13 protein-coding genes are annotated in these 22,665 nt (G+C 47.1%); all 13 read left to right on the plus strand.

Annotated features, from left to right (window positions below; translation table 11 throughout):
* The first annotated feature begins 78 nt into the window (after positions 1 to 78).
* Positions 79 to 609 carry a hypothetical protein gene (locus THECO_RS19725; RefSeq protein ID WP_157373766.1) on the plus strand — a complete coding sequence of 177 codons (531 nt, stop codon included), beginning with the start codon at positions 79 to 81 and terminating at the stop codon, positions 607 to 609.
* Positions 606 to 1,844 carry an S-layer homology domain-containing protein gene (locus tag THECO_RS19730; protein WP_015256748.1) on the plus strand — a complete coding sequence of 413 codons (1,239 nt, stop codon included), beginning with the start codon at positions 606 to 608 and terminating at the stop codon, positions 1,842 to 1,844. The genes THECO_RS19725 and THECO_RS19730 overlap by 4 nt, the downstream gene beginning before the upstream one ends.
* 16 nt (positions 1,845 to 1,860) lie before the next feature.
* A complete protein-coding gene (locus THECO_RS19735) occupies positions 1,861 to 5,451 on the plus strand; it encodes a DUF5704 domain-containing protein (protein WP_015256749.1) in 3,591 nt (1,196 codons plus the stop codon).
* Positions 5,452 to 5,531: 80 nt separating this feature from the next.
* On the plus strand, positions 5,532 to 6,686 hold the full coding sequence (locus THECO_RS20805) for a GGDEF domain-containing protein (RefSeq protein WP_015256750.1): 1,155 nt from the start codon (positions 5,532 to 5,534) through the stop codon (positions 6,684 to 6,686).
* Positions 6,687 to 6,701: 15 nt separating this feature from the next.
* Complete coding sequence (locus THECO_RS19745; RefSeq protein WP_015256751.1) at positions 6,702 to 7,328, plus strand: HD-GYP domain-containing protein; 627 nt, start codon at positions 6,702 to 6,704, stop codon at positions 7,326 to 7,328.
* Between the two features lie 103 nt (positions 7,329 to 7,431).
* Positions 7,432 to 14,607, plus strand: a complete 7,176-nt coding sequence (locus tag THECO_RS19755) for a fibronectin type III domain-containing protein (protein ID WP_015256752.1) — start codon at positions 7,432 to 7,434, stop codon at positions 14,605 to 14,607.
* A 183-nt stretch (positions 14,608 to 14,790) separates the two neighbouring features.
* Entirely contained in the window at positions 14,791 to 15,069 is a 279-nt protein-coding gene (locus THECO_RS21380; protein ID WP_015256753.1) for a DUF1294 domain-containing protein, read from the plus strand.
* A gap of 120 nt (positions 15,070 to 15,189) precedes the next feature.
* The gene (locus THECO_RS19760) at positions 15,190 to 15,597 is read left to right on the plus strand and encodes a hypothetical protein (RefSeq protein WP_015256754.1); all 408 of its coding nucleotides are present in this window, start codon (positions 15,190 to 15,192) and stop codon (positions 15,595 to 15,597) included.
* Positions 15,598 to 15,663: 66 nt separating this feature from the next.
* Entirely contained in the window at positions 15,664 to 16,698 is a 1,035-nt protein-coding gene (locus THECO_RS19765) for a nuclease-related domain-containing protein (RefSeq protein ID WP_015256755.1), read from the plus strand.
* A gap of 191 nt (positions 16,699 to 16,889) precedes the next feature.
* The gene (locus tag THECO_RS21385) at positions 16,890 to 18,056 is read left to right on the plus strand and encodes a DUF1173 family protein (RefSeq protein WP_015256757.1); all 1,167 of its coding nucleotides are present in this window, start codon (positions 16,890 to 16,892) and stop codon (positions 18,054 to 18,056) included.
* Complete coding sequence (locus tag THECO_RS20810) at positions 18,038 to 18,532, plus strand: hypothetical protein (RefSeq protein ID WP_052836017.1); 495 nt, start codon at positions 18,038 to 18,040, stop codon at positions 18,530 to 18,532. Before THECO_RS21385 ends, THECO_RS20810 begins: the two co-directional genes overlap by 19 nt.
* The gene (locus THECO_RS19780) at positions 18,504 to 19,118 is read left to right on the plus strand and encodes an HD-GYP domain-containing protein (protein ID WP_083883370.1); all 615 of its coding nucleotides are present in this window, start codon (positions 18,504 to 18,506) and stop codon (positions 19,116 to 19,118) included. The genes THECO_RS20810 and THECO_RS19780 overlap by 29 nt, the downstream gene beginning before the upstream one ends.
* A 14-nt stretch (positions 19,119 to 19,132) precedes the next feature.
* Positions 19,133 to 22,216, plus strand: coding sequence for an S-layer homology domain-containing protein (locus THECO_RS19785; protein ID WP_015256759.1), 3,084 nt, complete (start codon positions 19,133 to 19,135; stop codon positions 22,214 to 22,216).
* Positions 22,217 to 22,665: the final 449 nt, after the last annotated feature.

Below are 22,665 nucleotides of genomic sequence, written 5' to 3' on the forward strand. Positions count from 1 at the left end.
ATTAATACAAAATAGATTGATTTAATCTATATAGGTGGTAAAATATCCCTTAGAGGGGGTGAATCGGTGCTATACACGTTGAAACTCAAACTCTTGGCCGATGCACGTCAGCGAGAATTGCTTGCTCACACCATGAAGATTTTCAGCGAAATTTGCAATTTTATCAGCGACATCGGGATTCAGACCAACACCATCAGAAATAAAATCAAACTGCAAAAGCATTGCTACTATGTAGTCAGAGAAAAGTATGGCGTTCCCGCACAAATGGTTGTACGTGCTGTTGGAAAGGTGGTTGAAACATATAAAAGCGGGGCAAAGAAAACCTTCTTCGGCGAGACATCAGCTGTTGTTTATGATAAACGTACGCTTGCTTTCAAGATGATCGAGAGAGTATCACTAACAACGATTGAAGGGCGTATCGAAATTCCGTTTCTCGTCACCGGCTATCGAAAAGGCATTTATGAACGACGTCAACCAGGTCAAGCGGATCTCATCGTTCAAAACAACGATTACTACTTACTTCTGGTGATAGATTTGCCAGAGGTTGAAAACATTTCACCCATCGAATTTACAGAAATCAATTCCTATGATTTGGAGGAAAAACAATGAAGAAGTTTCTGATTACAGCTATGGCCGTAATAACTTTTGTCGGTTGTGTCGTGACAGGTGCGAAGGAGCCTGTAAAAGCTGCAACTTCTCAGACGGTAACATTCTCCGATATTAAAGGTCACTGGGCGGAAAATGATATAAAAACCGCTATTCAAAAGGGATATGTTAATGGATATCCTGACGGTACTTTCCGTCCAAACGGGACAATTACGAGGTCGGAGTACGCAGCGCTTTTGAGCCGTGTTACGACTCTAAAGCCGGCAAGCAGTACATCGGATGTGTTCCCGGACCTGAAAACTCATTGGAGCAAAGAAGAAGTCAATAAATTGGTTGCATTGGGCTTTATTGACCCGTCGGATTATCCGAATGGCTTCGGACCTGAAAAACCATTGACTCGTTATGAAATGATGAAATGGATCTCGACAGGACTTGCGAAATCGGACCCGAGTTTTCAACAAGCTTTGGCTGATACAAAAAACACCTTGCTTCCGACTCCTGAAACCTATAAAGGCGGCATTTCCGCTGAGCAAATCCCATACATTGCACTCGTTAAGGGAACCGGGATCATTGAAGGCTTCGAGGATGGCTCCTTCCGGCCGTCTAATACTACGACAAGAGCCGAAGTAACAGCAATTCTGCTCCGTTATGCAAAAGTCGAAGGGACGCGTGCGGATAAATACAGAGCATTGAATGAACTTCGAGAGGTCGGTACGACAGGAACAAATATGACGAGCCTGACGAAATATCGATATACCACGAATCTTAACGGTAAAAAAACAAGCTTCGCTGATATCTTAGACAAGCCAATTAAATTGAAAAATAACTCCGGCAGTTTTAAAGTGCATCGAATCATCTTTGTTGATTCCGAAGGGGATCAAGGAAGCGGTGTATACGCCCCGATGTTTGTCTCAAATGTACCGAGTAGATTTAAGAACAGTTATTTTGTTTTCTCTGATATTTCTTTAACGTCAACCTTGGACAAAGGAAATCCAAACACACTTGCAAATGGTATGGATAATGGAATTACATCCGTAACTCATTTGGACGGTCCTAAAGTAGCGGAATATGGTCTGCCTACAATTCCGGTAACGAACCCATCTAGCTTCTTTGTAAAAGGACAGGAAAAACGATTTTGGGTAGTGCAATTTATTGATAAAGTGCCAATCGACAACTATGTAACATACTCAGTTAAAACGGACAGTGGAGATGTTGTTGGAATAATTCTCAATAAGTGAGCAAGGATGATGATATGTGAAGAAGCTCTTTAAGCTAACCAATATAATAACACTTATCATAACACTTGCTACTATTTTCATAAACTTGATAGTAGTAACTGTGCCTGCTGCGAAAGCGGCAGGCACAATACCGCCGAAAACACAAAGAATCGGACCAAAAACTATTACTTCTGACCCGCGGATATCGACGCCGGGCGTATATTGGTATCAATTGGATGCGGGCAACTTTAGGGCCGATTACTCGGGTGGATATAAAATAGTCGATTGGAACAGAAGTTGTGAAAATCCTCGTCCAGTCGATAGTGAAATTCCTGATGAAGTGGACATGTCAAAATGGCCTGCTGAACGTTGGGTTGACGACAGAGGGATAGAAATAAATGGAGCAAATGTTCAAAATATTCGTCTTCACAGAGTTGATTATATAAATGCACCTTCATATAAACCTGCCGATTCAAAACCAACAATTATAAGCGAAAAGAAAGCGCGTATAAATTCAATAACTGGTCAATCGTATACACCAACATATTTAGAAGAATTTATGAAACGTCCAAATGGTTGTCCTAAAATGATCGTTGAGTATGATACGCCTGTTAGAATTACTTGGGCGGGTGATATTTATGAAGAAAAAGAAATCGATGTAAACCCTGATTCAACGATCGGTGTCGGACAGAAGAAACAGCTTAACGCCAGCGTAAGAACGAAGGATTGGGGTTCCGATACCTGGGGAATATGGTATGACGTTAAGTCTCGTAATGAAACGACTTGGATATCCGAAGACGAATCCATTGCTACGGTTAGCTCAACCGGTCAAGTAACAGGTGTGAGCCCCGGGACTGTGAAAATACGAGCCATTTGGGACAACGGAACATACCGAATATCTGATGATGCAACAATAACAGTGACAGCAGAACCTGGGCTGACAGTGGATTCACACGAATTCTGTACCTCGGAAGGAGCGGCTTCATATCAACTGGAAGCTCATTTAACAAAGTCAGACGGCAGGACGTATGATTTGACATCTCATCCAAAGTTGACTTGGAGCAGCTCAAATCCGTCCGTGGCTACCGTTGATCAATCCGGAATAGTTACCTCAAAGGGGACAGTAGGAACAACTACGATTACTGCGCATTTTTATGATCCGGATCAAAATATAGACGAAACCGGGACAAGTACCGTCACTGTGAAAGACTGCGGTAGCGGTGGTGGCGGTGACGACGGTGGAGGCGGAGCCCCTGGTTGTACCTTTGTAATCGGCCCCCCGAGTAAAGGTACTGTCATTTCGAATTCGCAATTAAATCCTTCTGCAAGCGGTATGCTGCGAGCTGACAATCGAGGGGCCGAAAAATTTAACGTAGAACAAGGGATTCCGACATCCGAAAGCCTTTATGCCAATGTTTTCGGCATGAATTATTTGTTCTCCAGCAAATGGGCAAATATGACCGGCCAAGTAACATATACCGTTACAGTCAAGAAAACCTACCATAAGACATGGACAATTCCTGGTCGTCCATCTTCAGGGACGGGTGATCCGGGCGTTCCGCCGCAACCGATGGAGAGGGACGTGACCGTTACCAAGAACATGACCGTTATACGAGACTATAGTTATTGGCAAATCGATAATCTTGAAGTGTACAAGATCGATAAGGCCACAGTTTCGAATTATGCACTTGGCGGTTATGGTGGGACTGTAACATTGAATCCAAACGGATATACTCCGCCGACATTGATTTCTGAAAACAATGATTCGGTAAATTCTCATGTACACCCGCAACCATGCAGCGGAGTCGATCTCGGTACACAGACAGTCCCAGGCGGTGCAACCGAACCTCCGACACCCGTAGAAGATTCGTTGTTCCAATCAAGAGCGGAATCTGCGGTCAAAGAAAATAAGGTCAATAATGACAAAGTGATTTTTAACGGATCAACGATAATGGATAGCGCGCAGCATGATAAGACCGCTCCTACACCAGGAGCTATCCCGCAACCAACAACGATCGGACCAAACGTGTTGTATCAAGGCGGGTATGTTATCAGCAAAACATTGGTAAATAAAGCGAATCAGCCGACAACCGGAAAAATCTATTACACCCTTATTCCAGGAAACATAAAAGGTGGAGCGGATAAAAACTTCGATATAAACGGGATGAATTCCATTACGGTGCATACGCCGGTTGTCGATTACAGCTATGTTTCCAATGACAGCGCGTTTAATCAGAAAACCAATCCCAATTACAGCAGGAACGCTTTTGTGTTAGACAGGCCGATTACGGTAACAATTCCGACAACCGGTCAGCATAACAACTATCTCGGGTATGGAAACCGAGATTATGCAAAATACACAAAAGACAGGCAAGTGCAGTTTGAGTTTGGCGTCTTCACGCGGCCGAACGATAATTCAAGCTACATTCCTCCGGGAACTTGGATTTCGTTTCCGCAAGGCCAAGATACGATGGTCTTTTATATGCCGGTTTGGATAGACGAGGGCGACTACAATGTTTATACGAGAGCTATCGCTGAAAACGCCCCAGCCAATTTTACAACTGAAACCAATGCAAATCTAAACTGGCAGAACCATGTGGCCACGCGTACGTTACCAGTCGAAGTGATTGGCCGGGTGTATGACTTCCGTATCACCGATATTGGAGACTTCAATTGGCAGAAGGTGTTTAGGATAGCTCCGGGCAGCAGTACACCATCTGGTGTCATGTATCCGGTCGGAGATAAGGGGATAGACGGTACACCAAACGGTTTTTCGTTCCCCTACGAGTTACCAATCCGCCGTGGAAGTCATCCGTATTCGGAATACAAAAACGTTGCAATAAAAACCGGATATCACTTCAAATTTGACTTAAAAACAAAAGGTAATATGTTCGGCCAATACGATTCAATCCGGATTAAGCCGTCATTCTACTTTGTAGACATGAACGGCAATCGCCAACCGGTTGACTTATACTATCACGATCCGAACGCCGGCAAATATTTCATCAAAGTCGGTTCGTCTGCCGATGTGCAGAAACGAAATGTTACTTTGGACGACCGATTGCGAAATGTACCACAGCAAACGATCAACAACACCGCCAGCACACTCGCGAAACTTTTCGGCAGCGTCCCTTCATGGTGGAAGCCACAAAAACCGACGTATGTTGGCGGATATGACGTCGAGCTGATTACTGCACCTCTACGAACCTTTATTGGTGGGTTCGATGTTCCAAACGGCGTCGATCCTTATCGAAAAAATGCCGCGGTTCAACAATGGTACGGGGAGTACAGCTTGCCGGCCCAGGTATATGCAGTCCCCCGGGGGACAAACTTGGCAGAGTACGGACGCACACACCGATTAAACGATAATGCCCCGATCTTCTTGAAAAAGGGCTTTATCATCGTAAATTTCGATATTGAGACGATCCGAAATGGTGATTTGAATAATCCGCACCTGCAGTACATTCGAACTGGGATTCCGGAAGCGAACCAATGGCGCCGAGAAGGATTCAATTATCAAATTACGGATCCATATGGAATGAGGGTCAACCTGATTGACGGTGACGTAGTATTCTACCATGCAGATAAGTCATCGTCTGACGATTTCGGAGAAAGTGGAACTCACTAACTTGATCGTGACCGTGGATACCACCTGGTAAAAATCGGGTGGTATCCGCGTACAACATCAGGATGATAGTAGGGGGCGGAATGGGCTTGTTCAAACTATTTGCTGGGCAACAAGGAGATGTTCTTACTTCCATTCTTCTGTTGCCTATTCTTATAATCACATGGGTCGTTACGCGGAAGATGCCGAAGATTCGTAAATCGAAGGCGCACATTCATGTACTGACAACTCTTTTAGCAACAATCCTTTTTCAAATAGTATCGATCATCGTCCTTCAAAACCCATATGAAGCTGTACATATAAATCTTGGGGACGCACTCTTTATTGCGTTGTTCTATGGTCTGTATTTGCTGTTTAACAGCAGTGATGTTAAGGAACAAATCGTATTGTACGGATTGTGTGCAGCGATAGGTCTTATTTCATTCTTTGTAAATGAGACTTGGACAGCCCAAGTGATCGCTGTAGTTTGTACATTTGTCGCTTGGTATTTTCTCGCCAATGGAATTCCATATGCGAAAAAAGCACATTGGCTGCTTGGGGCATTTGCTACTTCGAAATTGTTTCTATTGGCAGACACATTAACAAAGGAAGAACACCCGGTTTTTTCATTCGGCGCGAGCATGCTTCTAGTTACGGCATACGCGATTTTTTTATTGATAATAGTTGACCATTTACTACAAATAATACAGGGTACCTACTATTCATCGATCTCCGATGCCTTAACTGGATTGTTTAATAGAAAAGAGTTCATGAAGTATGTAAATCGATGCGTCGAAAAACAGCATAGCTCGTACATCATTTTCATTGATGTGGACAACTTTAAGGAACTGAATGACACTCAGGGTCACGATAAAGGGGATCAGGTACTAAAAAAGGTTGCAAGTATCCTACAGGAAGAAGTCGAGGGGATCGGCGTCGCCGGACGATACGGGGGAGAAGAGATGGTTGCTCTGATAATTGAACCATCTGTCGATATGGATGAGCTGACGGAGAACATTCGCGCTAGAATATATGAGGAAACGGTATTTCAATCGATTGAGGGAAAGGAATATCGGGTCTCGGCAAGCATCGGCTTCTGTAAATATCAAGAAGGCTGGAATCCAGCCGAATTTATAAAAAAAGCCGATCAAGCAATGTACGTGGCCAAAAAGACAGGAAAGAACAGAGTCGTAGAGTATGGCGGACCGGGATTTATTGAATTGTCCGTCCAAGTTCAAACTAATGCGGAAGCGGGTTAGAAAGAAGGTGAAAGATTGGAAACGAGACTCCACCGGAAATTGACGACGGCAGTCAAAGAAGGAAATGAGGAGAAAAACAGAATTTTGGGTGTTATTGACACCCTTTTTGCAAGCATTAAGTTGAGGGATGCAGTAACGGCCGAGCATTCCTTAATCATGGCGCGTATTTCGTTTCGTCTTGCCCTTATACATGATCGGACAAATGCGGGAATGTACTATGTAGGATCATTAACCCACGACATTGGCAAACTTGCTATGCCCGATACAATTTTGAAGGGCAACCAACTCCTGAATTACGGTGAGCGTGAGATTCTAAGACAACACGTAACGGATGGCGTCGATATGTTAACACAACTTAGAATGCCGAAATTGGTAATCGATATTGCTCGGTACCACCATGAACGCTTCGACGGAAGCGGGTACCTGGAAGGATTGAAAGGGAAGGACATTCCACTTGCCGGCCGCATCGCGGCAGTTTCAGACACATATGCAACACTGGTGACAGGGAGACCATATCAGAGCAAAAAGGAACATAAAGAAGCGATAAATATCATGGAGAATGAACGTGAACTGTTCGATCCAGACATTTTCGAGAGTTTTCTCCAAATTGCAACTGGTATTGAAAAGGGGCTGATTGAGTAAATGTAATTGACGCAAACAGCGAAATCGAATAATTGGCAGCATAATATTAATATATTGATATACTAAATAAATAATTAATAAATCAGGGAGGAAAAGAGTTGCAATGGCAAAATCAAGATGGGGGGCTCTCACTAAATGCCTTCTTAGTCTTTCAATCGTGGCAGGATCGTTGCAGTTTCCTCAGAGAACAAGTGCTGCAACCGTACAGATTCCCCAACTCAATGCATATCAATTGGGAAACCACGTGAAGATAGAATGGGCAGTTGATATTCAACCTTCAGACGTATTGACTCAGACTTCATTTGAAAGTGGGGAAGAGATCCCTAATTTTAAGGGAGGCGGGAATCCACAAACGGGGAACCAGACTATTGTAAGCGGGTCTGCCTTCTCAGGTTTCCGTTCAATGCAACTAACAAATACTCAGAACGGTACCGGCAACGCTTGGTGGTGGCCAGCAACCAGTTCTACTTCTAGTGTTTCAAAATTTTCAGCAAGACGTATCCCAGATAATAGTACCTTGAGTATCACTTATAAAGTACGTGGCTTTGGAGGAACAAACGGTTATGTAACCTGGTCGAATGAATCTCCTTGGGGAAATCAGGGCATTCCATTAACCGACCACAGCGGGAAGACTGTTTATTACGGAGAGACAATTAATTGGAACACAACGCCATCTGAGTTCTCTGCTTATGTTTCTGGCGGGGGACCGGTCAATTTTAATGATAATGACTTATTCCATATCGTTACATCACACAATAAGGACCACAATTATGGACTATTGTTCTACCGGTGGAATGCGGCAAAGCAGAAATTTGTACTTGACCCATCTCAAACAACAAGTTCAAGGCCATGGACTACTTCTGATGGTTTCGGTAATCCATATACCCCTAATGTCGATATATTTTCAGCAGGGGAGCCTGTCCTTCAAAACTATTGGGCATACGTGGGTTTTCCGGGACGCAATATTCCGATGGATGGACAATGGCATACTGTAAGTTCCAATGCGTTTATGTCCGATCCATACTATGAGTTTTATGAACACGGTTTTATGCCGACCATTACATGGACAACGGATGGAGTCCTTCAAGTCGATGACGTGAAGTTTGGCTATGCGACGAAAGTTCAACTTTACCGTAATGGAAATATGATTTATCAAGGATATTTGTCCGACTATGACGATACTGCAGCTATTGATACGGCTGGGCCAAATCCTGTTTCAAATGTAAACGTGTCGGTGTCGAATAGATACCCGCAAATTTTATGGTCTCCTTCTTCCGGAGATAACGGAACAACTTACAATTATCAAATCATGGGTATCTCGCCCAGCGGATCTTCGCCGTTGTCTAATAATTATCCTGTTACCGTTACTACAGGTTTGAAGGGTTACTCTGTCGTTGTCGATTCGAACCCGAACACCGTACCGGATAACGTGATTGAAACGACAGGCACCAGTTACAGTTGGCCCGGCCAGGTATCGAGCAATTTTTACGTGCATGTCGCGGCGGTCGACAATCAGGGTAACCTCTCGTCGGTTGTTCACAAGCAATACATCGATACCGTTCAGCCTTCGCTTGCAATCACTCCAAGCACAACAAACTGGACGTCTGGGAACGTGACGCTGACGGCAAATGGCACCGACAATGAAACTGGCATCAATTCCATCCAAAAACCGGATGGTCAATGGGTGTCGGGAGGGACCGCATCGTATGTCGTGACCGGCAACGGAACGTACACTTTCACGGCCAAGGATAACGCCGGTAACACCAGGAGTCAGAGTTACATCGTAAACAACATCGACAGGACGGCCCCAGCGCAGCCTGCCATTTCAGTCAATCCGTCCGGGTGGACCAACTCGAATGTCACCGTGACGATTACGCACGGGAGCGACTCGCAGAGTGGCGTGCAAAAGAGCCAGTACAAGATCGGCTCCGGAGGTACATGGACCGACTATACCGGACCATTCACGATCTCGGCCGAAGGGCAAACGACCATCTATGCCCAAACCATCGACAACGTCGGCAATGCGAGTCCGACTTCCAGCGCGAATGCGTTGGTGGACAAATCGGCGCCAGCACAGCCGGTCCTGAACATGAGTACGACGGACTGGACCAACCAAAACGTGACCTTTAGCATCACAGGCGGTGCGGACGCATACAGCGGCACGGCCAAAAGCCAATACAAACTCGGGTCGGCCGGCGCATGGACCGACTATACCGGACCAGTCACCATTTCGAATGAAGGGCAGACCGATGTATACGCCCGAACCGTCGACAACGTGGGGAACGCGAGTGCTGCCGTCATGAGCACTGCGCGGATCGACAAAACGGCTCCGAGCGACCCGAGCATCACGCTAAGCGAATCGACATGGACGCAGAACCCGGTGACGTTCACAATCGGGGGCAGTATGGATGTGAACCCGGTCACCTACGAATACAAGTTGAACGATGGAGAGTATACGGCCGGAACAGGCGGCACGGTCACCCAGAACGGCGTGACGACGGTATCGGTCCGGGCGAGGGACGCCGTTGGGAACGTGGGGAACGAAATCACGCGAGACATTTTTGTGGACAACGAAGATCCGACGATTTCGGTCACCCCGAACGGGCAGGAATGGACCGCGACTGACGTACAGGTTACCATCCATTACGCAGACGCCCATTCCGGCGTGGCCCCCAACAAACGCTTTTTCAAGATCACCAATTCACCGGACGCTCCGGGCAACTGGGATACGGCCGCGTCCGACGACCAAACGGTGACCATCAGTAACGAAGGCGTATGGTTTGTGCACGCGAAAGTAGAAGATGTGGCCGGTAACTCGTTCGAAACGGTATCTCAGCCTATCAAAATGCAGCGGATGCCGCAGGTGCCGGGGAACGTGCGAGTCACTCAAACGACCGAGACCAGCGCGCAGCTTCAATTCGACCTGCAGAGCGGATATACGGACGGATACCGATATGAAGTGACCAATTTGACGACCGACCAAACCTGGACGCTGACGCATCCGAACAACTCGATCACGGACACGGCGCTTGAGGGCGGCAAAGAGTATCAGTATGTGGTAAGGGCAATCAACCACGTCGGCCAAAGCGCAACCAGCGACCCGGTGACGGCGCTGACCCTGCCCAAAGCCCCGACCAACGTCGTGGTTCAGAAGGTCGGCACGCGATATGACCAAGCCACTGTCACCTTCGATCCGGTGGAAAGCGCGACGAGCTACCGGATTGTCGCGAAGGACCAGAATCACAACATCGTGTATAACCAGTCGGTGACGGAAACGGTGTACCAAACGGTTTCGGGATTGGCCCCGGGCACGACGTACACCATCTCCGTAAGTGCAATCAACGCGAGCGGAGAAGGAGCAGCAACGAACGCCGGATTCCTAACGCTTCCGGCCGCTCCGGGCAACTTCACCGCCGTACAAATCGGGGAGCAGGAGATCCGTCTCAACTGGGATACGGTAACTTCGGCTACGTATTACCAGGTGACGCGTAACGGTGCCCCGATCTACGGAGGACCGGAAAACACTTTCTTTGACGCGGGACTTCTCTCGGGAACGGTGTACGATTACGGGCTATACGCCCAAAACGAAACCGGCCGTGGGGACCTGTCTACCCTGAGCCTGATCACGCTGCCGGCGAAAGTGGAGAACCTGCAGCTGACCAACCCGACGACGACCAGCCTGCGGATCAGCTGGGACGAAGTGCGGGGGGCGAGCCAGTATGTGATCCGGATGAACGGACAGCCGTATCAAACGGTACCGTTCGGAACAACCTCTCTGGACGTGACCGGCCTTTCCCCGGGCACGACCTACACCTTTGAGGTTTATGCGGAAAACGCAAGCGGCCAGGGAGTCAGCACGACAACCAGCGGCATCACTCTTCCCGATGTGCTGGCCGGCCTGCAGGCGACCCAAATCGGAGAGACGGAAGCCACGCTCGTATGGTCTCCGGTGACCGGGGCCGACAGATACCGGGTATCGGTAAATGGCCAAACCGTGGAAGTGCAGGATGAACAGCTGGTCGTGAGCGGACTGACCGGAAGCAAGACGTACAACTTTACGGTGGAGGCAGGCAATGCTTCGGGTTACGGCGCGGCGGAGACCGGAACGTTCTTGACCCGTCCGTACATGCCGAACCATGTGACGGTGAGTGAAACGACGGAAACGACAATCGGCCTGAAATGGGATGTAGTGGAAACAGCCACGAGCTACATCGTCACGCAAAACGGGACGATCATCGGCACGCCGGCAGAGCCCGCATTTACGGCAACAGGTCTGACACCGGGGGCGATATATACCTACGAGATTCAAGCGGTGAATGCGACGGGCGAAAGCCAAAAGGCCGTGTTTACCTGGATCTCCAGACCGGCGGCACCGGACGGCGTGGTAACGGTTCCGGAAGCCTACCAGGCAGATGTGACGTGGGCAACGGTCAATGGCGCAGCGCAATACATCATTGAAGACGGAGACACGGAGCTCTATCGGGGAAGCGACACCCGGGCAACGCTGACGGGCCTGTCCGATGGAAAGACATATCAGTTTACGATCCGCGCGGAGAACGCAAATGGCATCGCTTCGGAGAGAACGGCTTTCAGCTTTTTGACCCTGCCGAAGAAACCGGTGGACGTGAGCGCGACCGGTATCGGCAAGCATACGCTGACGCTGGATCTGAGCCGGACCCAAGTGGTGGGGGCGGACCGTTACATCATCGAACGGGACGGCGAGGAAATCGCCGCCATCCGGACCACGTACAAAACATATCAGGATCAAGACCTGACGCCCGGGACGAAGTATACCTACATGGTGAAAGCACAAAACGTGAGCGGGGTGGGCGAAGGCTTCAGCTTTGTGGTTACGACGCAGACCGAACCGGTACCGTCAGGAAGCATCCAGACCGTAGCGGAAACGAATGCCGTCACGTTGACATGGGATACGGTTCAAGGGGCAGCCGCCTTCCAGATCCGAAACACCGTCACTGGGGACGTATATACCACCTCGGACACGAGCGCAACCTTGCCGAACCTGCAGGATGGTACGAAGTACACCTTTGAAGTGTCGGTCATCAACGCAAGCGGTGTGGAATCGGAAGGAGTGACATTCGAGATACTGACCAAACCGGTTGCACCGCAGACGGTGGGTGTGGGTGGCGTAACGGACACGAGTGTGGTGCTGGACTTTACGGGGAGCGCTGTTCGTGGTGCGGAAGATTTCATCATTTTCCGCGACAGGGAAGAGATCGCCCGAATTCCGGCGACCGATACGACATTTGAAGACAAAGGCTTGACCCCGGGCACGACCTACACGTACGAAGTGAAGACCGCGAACGCAAGCGGACGGAGCGATGCGGGCTTTACCGTATCGGCCCTCACCCTTCCGGCGAAAGTAAGCACTCCGGCCGCTGCGGGAGACGCGACCGAATCGAGCGTCACCCTGACGTGGGATGCGGTGCCGGGGGCGGACGGATACCGAATCCTGATTGGGAACCGGTTGGTGAGCGTCACCGAGGATACGTATGCGACGTTGGAGAATCTGACGAGCGCAACCGTATACGACAACATTCGCGTTATCCCCTACAACGCGGCGGGAGATGGTGCGGCCATCCCGGTGGAGACGTTTGAAACACTTCCAAGCATCACCGGATTGACCGTAGAGCCGAATCCGGGAACGAACCATGTGGAGTTTACATGGGATCTTCCATCCATCGGGGAAATCATTGTGGTGACGTATAACGGGGAAGAAGTGTACCGTGGAAAAGACCGGCATTTTGTGTTGGAGAACCTGGAGGCCGGTAAAGTGCATTCCGTCTCCTTCCACACGGAGAACCAAAGCGGTGCCAAAACGGAAGCGGTGAACTTCGATGTGCTTACCAAGCCGGAAGCGCCGAAGAAAATCACCTTCTCGCCGACACCGAACAGTGTGCTGATTAACTTCGGCAATGCCCAGGTACAGGGAGCGGAAGAATACATCATCGAGCGCAACGGCGCTGAAGTGGGACGAGTGCCGGTGTCCTCGACGATATATGAAGATACCGGTCTGTTGCCGGGCATCGAATACACGTACACGGTCAAAGCGGCGAACGGATCGGGGGCAAGCGACACCGCATTTACGTTTACCACGACGACGCTGCCAGCCGGCATGCCGAAGGCGCCGACACCTGGAAACCCGGGCGCGAACAGCTTTGATTTATCCTGGGAAGCCGTACCGGGGGCTAAAGGGTATAAGGTGTATATCGGCGATCAACTGGTGCTGACGACGACGGAAACGAAGGTCACGCTGACGGGACTGGAGAGCGCAAAGAGGTACGACAACATCCGCGTGGTGCCGTTTAATGACGCAGGCGACGGGGAAGCGATCGCGGTTCCTGCTTTCGAGACGCTGCCCTCCGACCAGTTCACGGTCACGGCCGTCACGAAGGGAACGAGCAGCATCGAGTTCAAATGGGAACTCGCATCGCCGAACGAAATCTTCGTGTTAAGCTATGGAGACAAAGAAATCTATCGCGGAAAAGACCGGAGCTTCCTTTGGAACGGTCTGGGGGCGGGAAGAACGTACACCGTAAAGGTATGGGCGGAAAACGAGGGCGGAGCTAAGAGCGCCGAGAAGGCGGTTGTCGGCCGGACGGATGAGGAGTCCGCGGGCGGAGGCGGAGCAAACCCGCCATCCAAATCGCCAGTTGAGCAAAAACCGGAAACTCAGAAACCAGAACCGTCGAAGCAGTCGGAAGAAAAACGAGAAGTGCATTTTGTGGATATTGACCAAGCGTTCAACAAAGATCAGATCACGGCACTTGCGGAACAGGGTGTAATCCAGGGGGTAACCCCGACTCGATTTGAGCCGCAGCGTGCGATTACGCGGGCCGAGTTTGCAGCATTGATCGTCCGATTGTTGCATATTCAGACAGGTGGGGTTTACGAAGGCACATTCAAGGATGTGAGCCCGGGCGACTGGTTCGCGGTGGAGATCGCGGCGGCGGCAAAGCATGGATTGGTGCATGGTGTTGGGGAAGGTAGATTTGCCCCCTACGAGCCCATTACCCGGGAGCAGGCATCGAAAATTCTCGCGAACGTGCTTCGGAAGATGAATACGGAGAGAGGGGTTGAAGGCATCACCTTCGCGGACCAGGGATTGATTTCGCAGTGGGCAGAAGCGGATGTCCGTTACCTTTCCGGCCTGCAAATGGTAGTGGGTTATGAGGACGGGACATTCCGGCCGCAGAATAACTTAAACCGAGCTGAGGCTGCAGCACTCATTTTCCGCTTGAAAGACAGGATTAAGTCATAGTCAAAAATCAACCTCCTACGCTAACGCAATTGCGTAGGAGGTTCTTTCAAAGAAATTGCGGATCGTTTCAAGTACGTCATGATTTGACTGATAAGGGTGTCTACAAATATCGAGATACACTCCGCAAGGATGGGTAATGGTCATGAGAGGTAAGAAGAAGAGAGAAAAAGGAGAAGTGACGGCATGCATTTTTTATTGGCTTACCTCACCATAGTGAATATCGTCAGTTTCGGAATAATGGGATACGATAAATCTCAGGCAGGGAGCGGAGGGATGAGAGTTCCTGAAAAAAGAATTTTTGCTCTATCATTAGTAGGTGGAGCATTGGGCACATGGCTCGGTATGAGAACTTTCAATCATAAAACAAAACATCTGTCGTTTATTGTAGGGATACCCGCACTATTGCTGATGAACATAGTTTGTATTTGCTTACTCATCACAAAACTGTTGAAGCCGGGATGAAAAAATCATTTAACAATGAATTTCACTGTAATATAATATTTGTATATTGATATATCACTATATTAAATAATAAATAAAATACTTTTTCCAATGAATCAATCTTTTCATGGAGGGTTCACCATGAAGAACAGAGCTCAAGTGATTGCAAATCTAAAAAGCGCCAGGAGTCTCAAAGATGGAAGCAGTTACAATTATGTGCTTACCCATCTCTACGATACATCACCAAGGCCGGTTTATGTGAAGGCACCATATCCAGCTGATATCATGAACGCCTTAATTGCTTTTATACAATATGAGTCAGCCGATATTGATCCAAGCTATGGCTTGGATCAAGAAGAAGTAGCAGAAGTGTTGGTATTGTTATATGAATGCGAAGTTTCCTCGGCACCTTTGTCCAGAGCTACTGAAATTGATCTTTATATCAACTGGGAAGAGTGGGTCAACTCAGATATTCAATCGATTTCTCTTTTTCAGAGACAGCAGTTATCTGAAATATTGAAGAGATATATAGAGAAAGTTGGCATTTGAAGCACTGTCTCCTTATAACCCGAAAAGGAGAACAGCAAAATGGGGTGATGTGGGTGGGCGACATTCGTGAATAACGTAACATTTGCTGTTTTATTGTTGGCCTTTCTCTCTGTATGTTGGATCACGATTTGCACGATATTTGATGCCCAAAAATACTGTACAAAAAGAAAATACTTGAAAAATGGCGTGGAAACCGGGTATGCCGCAAAACCACCCACGCCTCTCTTTGGATACGAAGCCACTCATGAAAACGTTATTCTTACGCATGAGGAATTCACAGTACAAGTTAGTCAAATCATTGTCAATAAGAACGGTATTTTTTTAATTGTTGATAAAACACGATCGGGACATATCATAGGACGCGAGGATGATGAAAAGTGGGAGCAGGTAAGAAGCGGCGCTTCGGGAGACATAATCAAAAAAACCATGAAGAACCCTATTCGAGAAGTTAAATTTCAAATATATTTATTATCCAGAAAATTAAAAGAACTCGATTGTGGAGTGTGGATTCAGGGTATCATTGTGTTCTCACATCCAAGAGTAAGCTTGGAAGTGACAACAAGCGAAATTCCAGTAATAAAAAAGGATCAGCTCTACGATTACATTGCTACATATCGGCCGAGAAGGCCCATTGATCCGGGAAGATTAAAGAAGATCAACGACTGGCTCGTGGACATGCACCGACAACCACTAGAAAATGAGCCCATGAGAATCTTTGCTGTAACAAAAGAAGTTGCAAACAAATTTGGGTATGAAGTGCCGTACGCCTTCAAGAAAGATTCTCCCATTCTGCTTACAAAAGACCATGAGCTTTATTTAAGCGTAATTGTTGAAGGCTCTACCTGCCAGTTGGTCACATATCGGGCTTTTGAAGAAGAAGTACGAAGATACATTGTCACATGGGTAAATAAAATGGGTTTTCCCTTAGCGTTAAGATTCACAAAAACAATTCAACAATATATCGAGCTTGATGCCGCTGACCGTGAAACTGAAATTACCATCCGTGAAGGGGACAAGGAATTGAGATATTGGGGATCTGGCAGATACGGGTCGTTTAAAATCAAACTCCAAACCATTTCCAAGGAGAAAACGTCAGCATGAAACAATTCAGACAATGCCATTGGAGACTGTTTCATCGGTTACGAAATACTTATCACGAAATGATGATTTCGTATCATACGGTTTGTTGTGATTCCTTGATGCCGCACGCAAAAAAGCAATTGGCCTATCACACAAGGAAAATCGAGTATCACACAAGCAAAATCTCTTCCTGATGGAACGGTGATAAGTATATGAGGTTCAGGGTAGATGGGAAGATTTATGATTTTAATCTACTGGATGAAGAACATCATGATTTACTATTACGACAATGGCACAAATCCTTTGCCGTAGAGTGTTTGTGCAACGGAGAAAACCATAGTCCAAACCCGCTTCTATATGTAAAACAGGTCAATGATGGGCTTTTTCTCGCAAACTATCCGAGTAATTCGAAAAATAATATCCTCCACGACTTCAAGTGTCGGTACAACCGCTTTGGTTACCGTTCCATATTGGGAGAAAAAGGAATCAAGGTACGCGAGAATGAGATCAGCTGCAGACTCGATCTTGACCCGCCTTTTGAACACGAAAGAAAGATATCTAAACAACCAGCTTCTGCAAAACTTCCTACACATCGCGAAATAAGGGAGCGACCGGAGCCGCGGACCAAATTGAAATCGTTGTTTTTGACCATGCTACAGGAATATAAAGTTTCAGAATATCGACCTGGCGGCCGACGAAACATTAGCAAACGTTTATATAAAATCGCGGAAATTATCGTGGTAAATAAGATGCGTTTGCAAGATATTTTGTATGTTGCTTCGTTTGCCGGCAGGTGGCCGCGGATAGATAAGCACTTCTTCATCATTGGTTGGGGGAATCGCAAAATACGAGCAAAACCTCACCCGACCAATCCAAAGCTTGTAAGGCTCCCTCTGTTTTCGGTGGACGATCCGAAAATTCTAGTAGCCGAAGTTACAATTTTGAAAAACGTTTACGATCGATGCGATCATGGTGAATCGAACGTCAATACCGGATACTACCTTCTTTTTCGTGGTCCCGTTGGAAAGATGGATACACGGACGGTCGATCGCCAGTTATGCTTCGTACCTGCCGAAGAAAAAACCCGAATACCAGTTGAAAATGAATGGGAGGAGCAACTTATTCGGTTACTTTTTGAACAGAAGCGTCACTTTGAAAAACCATTGATCGGGAATGTAACCGAGCTGTTCCTGGATGCAAAACCTAATATCATTCTGCACGACACGGATCCCAAAACAATCATAGAAGTTGTTGACACAGATCAAAACAACTCCTACTTACAACGCAAACAGGAAGCCTACACGGAAAAAGGCTTCCGGTTTATAGCATGGTCCGGAGAAAGGAAGGAGGGGATACAAGGATGGAACATTCTCAGTTGATTGGAAAACGGTTAAAAAAAGGGGTGTTTACCAAACAAGGTATCTTGTTAGTTCCGCCGGGCATTATCCTGACGGAAAAGCACATCTCGAAAATGAAAAATTTCAAAATAAATATTGACGATATTGAGTTGGAAACATTCGAGGTAAATCACCCGTCACCCTCGAAAGAACCACGTACTCAGGAAGAAGAAAAAAAGGTATCGGAGCCCCCGCCGAATCACGAAACCGATATCCGTAAACTTGTAAATCAAGTTGGAATCAGCCTAAAGGGGATTGAAGAGTACATTTATAAAAACGGCAAAGTTCCGGTCCAGAATACGGAAGAGACGATCGTGCCGATGATCCGCCAGGCAACCAAAAATAAAAACCTATTTAAGCTGTTCTCTACACTGAAGGAAGAAGGATATTTTCGCTACAAACACAGCATCGGTGTGGCCAGTTGCAACGATGCTTGGGAAATGGCTGAATTTGAGTGACGACGAGCTCAATCTGCTGACAACGGCAGCGACCCTGTACGACATCGGAGCAGTCAAACTACCAAGCACTATTCTTCATCAAAAGACTAGGTACACTCCCAATGAATACGAAATAGTGAAACAACATACGATTATGGGCTATGAGCTGCTGAAAGAATCAGGAGTGAATCCTAGGATAGCTTTGGTTGCATTGCAACACCATGAACGCTGTGACGGAAGCGGGTATCCGAGCAAAATAAAAGGCGCCGAAATAGATAGGTTAAGCAAAATTATCTCGATTGTGGATGTGTATCTCGCTTTGATTTCGGATCGGCCTCATCGCAAGGCCCTTCCGTTCTATGAGGCCATTGAGTACATCAACATAAGCATTACCCATAACCGATTTGACACGCAAATCGGCATGACATTTTTGAATCGGTTAATGGAGGCCCAGGTCGGAAGTGAGGTAATCTTAACTGATCAACGACGAGGGAAAATACTGATCGTCAATCCGAATTATCCGACACGACCACTTATCGCGGCCGACAATGAGGTAATCGATCTCAGCAAGGAGAAAACAATTAAGATTGGAGAAATTATTGGTTAAGTGAGGGGAAACAAATGGAGAGCATTCAAAAAAGAGTATTATCGTTTTTGGTTATTTGCAGTTTGTTTATTACGATGTTTCCTATCAGCACGTTGGCCGCTGCGCCGGCAGTAACAATTACCTCGCCCTCCGGAAACGGGTGGGTAACTACCTTGACGCCAAACATCACCTGGGATTTTTCCGATCCGGATAATGATAGCCAAAAATCATACCGAATTGTTGTCACAAAAGGAGGAACTCCAGTATTTGACACTGGAACATTGTCGCTGTCATCAAGCGTTCAAACGATTGCTTTGCCGTCAGATGGACAATATGACGTCGCGTTGACCGTTACGGATAGCAACAATGAATCTACAACGGCAGATCAAACCATTAAAGTTGACCGCACGCCCCCAAATATGAGCGACCCTACGATTATTCAAATGTTACCGGCCGTTTCTAGCGGATGGGGGAAAGAAAATGTACAAGTCACGATCGACAACTCCAAAATCACGGATAACGGATCCGGAGTTAAGGAAATTGAATATTTGCTTACAGGGGCAACTCAACAGAATTGGAGTATTTATACTGCACCATTCGTTATTTCCAACGACGGGATCACTTATATTACAATTCGGGCAACGGACTATGCTGGGAACGAGGCAACGTCCTCGGCAACTGTGAAATTGGATAAGACGCCTCCCAGCAAACCGACAATTCAAATTTTGCAAAGCAATTGGACATCTCAAAATATGACATTTTCAGTTTCCCCGGGAACAGATTTCGGCAGCGGCATACAGAAAGTGCAATACAAAATCGGGGAAGCGGGGGAATGGATAGATTATAACTCGCCGGTGACAATCAGTACGCAAGGACAAACTATTATATATGCTCGCTCGATCGATAATGTTGGGAATATTAGCGAAACAGAATCCAGCACCATCAGTATTGATAAGACCCCTCCTACGGCGCCGACTATTCAAAGTAGTAATTCCGATTGGACAAACCAGGATGTAACGATCACCCTCACAGGCGGAACGGATGCCGAAAGCGGGATAGAAAAAATTCAGTATATGTTCGGCTCCGGTGGTGCATGGATCGACTATGGCGGGCCTTTCAAAATCAATTTTGAAGGGCAAACCGATGTATTTGCCCGTGCCATCGACAAAGCCGGCAATATAAGTTCGGTCGTTTCTTTGACGGCTGCTGCGAAAATCGACAGGACCCCACCGAGTATCCCGTCGATTCAAGTCAATCCCCAGACGGTAAGCAACCAAAATGTCACGTTCATGATCAATAGCGGTAGCGACTCTGGGAGCGGTGTGTTGAAAAGCCAATATAAGCTTGGCGCGGCTGGGAGTTGGACAGATTACACGGGACAGGTCACGTTAACAGGCGATGGGCAGATTGTTATTTATGCCCGCACGATTGACCGGGCAGGAAACATAAGCGCGAGTGCCGCGGCGACGGTCGATGTTAAAAAGACAAATCCGTATGCTCCGGTCATTCAACTGAGCAATTCAAACTGGACGAATAGCAGCGTTTTCGTTTCGATCGTCGATGGAGCGGGAGGAAGGATTGAATATAAAATTGGCCAGAGTGGAACATGGACGACATATAACAGTCCGTTTACCATTTCGGCCGAAGGGCAAACCGAAATATTTGCGCGCTCATTCGATAAGGATGGAAAGGAGAGTACCAGCTCATCGGCTGTCGTGAAAATCGACAGAACGGCGCCAACTGCTCCGTCGTTTTGGCTTAGTGAATGGGGATGGACAAGGAACAACGTGACATTCGTCGTGTCAAACGGTACCGATTTGTTGAGCGGCGTACAAAAAAGTCAATATCGAATCGGAACAAACGGCAATTGGATCGATTATTCTGCCCCAGTTACGATAAGCACGGTCGGAGAAACCGTTGTATATTTTCGAACGGTGGATTACGCCGGCAATGCCAGTCCTTTAGCCCAAACTTATATTCGTATTTACCGGGATAGCTCCGATTTTTTGAACAATCCATATCCCACCTGGCCGAACATAAGCGTGGAGTATAGAGCAGATGAAAGCAAAGTGGAAATCACCTGGACCGGCCAACCGAGAGGTTATGACATTGCCGTCCATCGTGACGGTATACAGAAAATAAGAACAATAGGTGACTCTTTTACAGATACCGACGTGAAACCAGGAAAAACATATCGGTATGACGTCTATATCATTAACTCCGGCCAATACTTTAATGTCAATTCGAAACAGGTAACGATCCCGTATCCGAAACTTAATGTATCGGTCGCTAATAACATTGGCAAAGTAACAGAGTCGAGCATCGAATTCAAATTGCCGAAAGTCGATAATGTTGAACGTTACTTGGTAAAGAGCCCTAACGGAACAGTGTACTACAACGATAGGAATCCTAATTTTATATTGCAAAACTTACTCTCGGGAACGCTCTATACATTTGAGTTATCATACACGATTGGTGGTGTAAGCAGTGAAACAACCACGCTGACGGTCAACACCCTCGGCCCAGGCAATAAGCCAGTAACCGATCCCCAAAAACCAACCGAAAACGGAACTGGGAGAGGAGCAGACACCTTTACTGACATTGACGGTGTTTTTAGTAATGAAGAGATCAAGGAGCTTTCAAAACTAGGGATAATCCATGGAGTTACTTCCACAAGATTTGAGCCTTATCGGAATGTTACACGCGCGGAATTCATGGCTCTGGTAGTCCGCATGACAGGTCTCAAAGCAGACAGACCATATAACGGTACCTTTACTGATGTTGACCCTGAAGATTGGTTTTATCACGAACTGGAGGTAGCATTGCAACATGGTTTCATAACAGGGAAAAGCCCAACAACATTTGCTCCCAATGATCCAGTGACAAGGGAACAAGCTGCTACAATCATCGGCCGTATGTTCAGAAATCCGGATTATTCATCAGTCAAAGCGCATATTTACCGAGATCAAAATGAAATCTCCGAATATGCTAAAACTCATGTGCAGCTTCTCGAATCCAAAGGCATAATGACAGGGTATCAGGATAACACGTTCAGGCCCCAACAACCATTAAGTCGAGCGGAGGCTGCGGCTATTTTGTACCGGTTACTCAACAAGTAATACACGTATCAGCAATGTTCGTTGGCCCAAAAATCCCTTGAAGCGGGGAGGCGGAACATGACCGAAAAATTGCGTAAAGTTTTTTATCGCGTGGGAAATGTTGTCATTGTTTGTGCGTCTCCGATCTTTGCGTTTTTTCTTATGGTCGGAATTATGTTTAACCCGACGGATTCAGCAACGGATACAACCGGACCTATCCTATTCGCGATCGGATACACGCTTTTCGTCTTCTGTTTTTACAAATTTCTTAGAAGGCCGATGCCAGGGAGTAAACTTCAGATTTTCTTTGTTTACTTACTGTCTGGTATTGTACTTGTCCTTTGTGCAGGCGCTCTTAATATTCTGCGTGTTATCCTAAATTAATATATCTCAACAAGAAACGGGCTCCTTCGGGAGCCCTATCTCGGTGTTGAAGGGAGACAACGGAGTCAAGTTGCCATTCACTCCTT

Origin of the sequence: Thermobacillus composti KWC4, assembly GCF_000227705.2 — a bacterium.
In the GTDB taxonomy this organism is placed as follows: domain Bacteria; phylum Bacillota; class Bacilli; order Paenibacillales; family Paenibacillaceae; genus Thermobacillus; species Thermobacillus xylanilyticus.

Coding starts and splice junctions, on each gene's coding strand:
- THECO_RS19730 (WP_015256748.1), top strand. CDS start 606: ATGAAGAAGTTTCTGATTACAGCTATGGCCGTAATAACTTTTGTCGGT.
- THECO_RS20805 (WP_015256750.1), top strand. CDS start 5,532: ATGGGCTTGTTCAAACTATTTGCTGGGCAACAAGGAGATGTTCTTACT.
- THECO_RS19755 (WP_015256752.1), top strand. CDS start 7,432: ATGGCAAAATCAAGATGGGGGGCTCTCACTAAATGCCTTCTTAGTCTT.
- THECO_RS21380 (WP_015256753.1), top strand. CDS start 14,791: ATGCATTTTTTATTGGCTTACCTCACCATAGTGAATATCGTCAGTTTC.
- THECO_RS19760 (WP_015256754.1), top strand. CDS start 15,190: ATGAAGAACAGAGCTCAAGTGATTGCAAATCTAAAAAGCGCCAGGAGT.
- THECO_RS21385 (WP_015256757.1), top strand. CDS start 16,890: ATGAGGTTCAGGGTAGATGGGAAGATTTATGATTTTAATCTACTGGAT.
- THECO_RS20810 (WP_052836017.1), top strand. CDS start 18,038: ATGGAACATTCTCAGTTGATTGGAAAACGGTTAAAAAAAGGGGTGTTT.
- THECO_RS19780 (WP_083883370.1), top strand. CDS start 18,504: ATGCTTGGGAAATGGCTGAATTTGAGTGACGACGAGCTCAATCTGCTG.
- THECO_RS19785 (WP_015256759.1), top strand. CDS start 19,133: ATGGAGAGCATTCAAAAAAGAGTATTATCGTTTTTGGTTATTTGCAGT.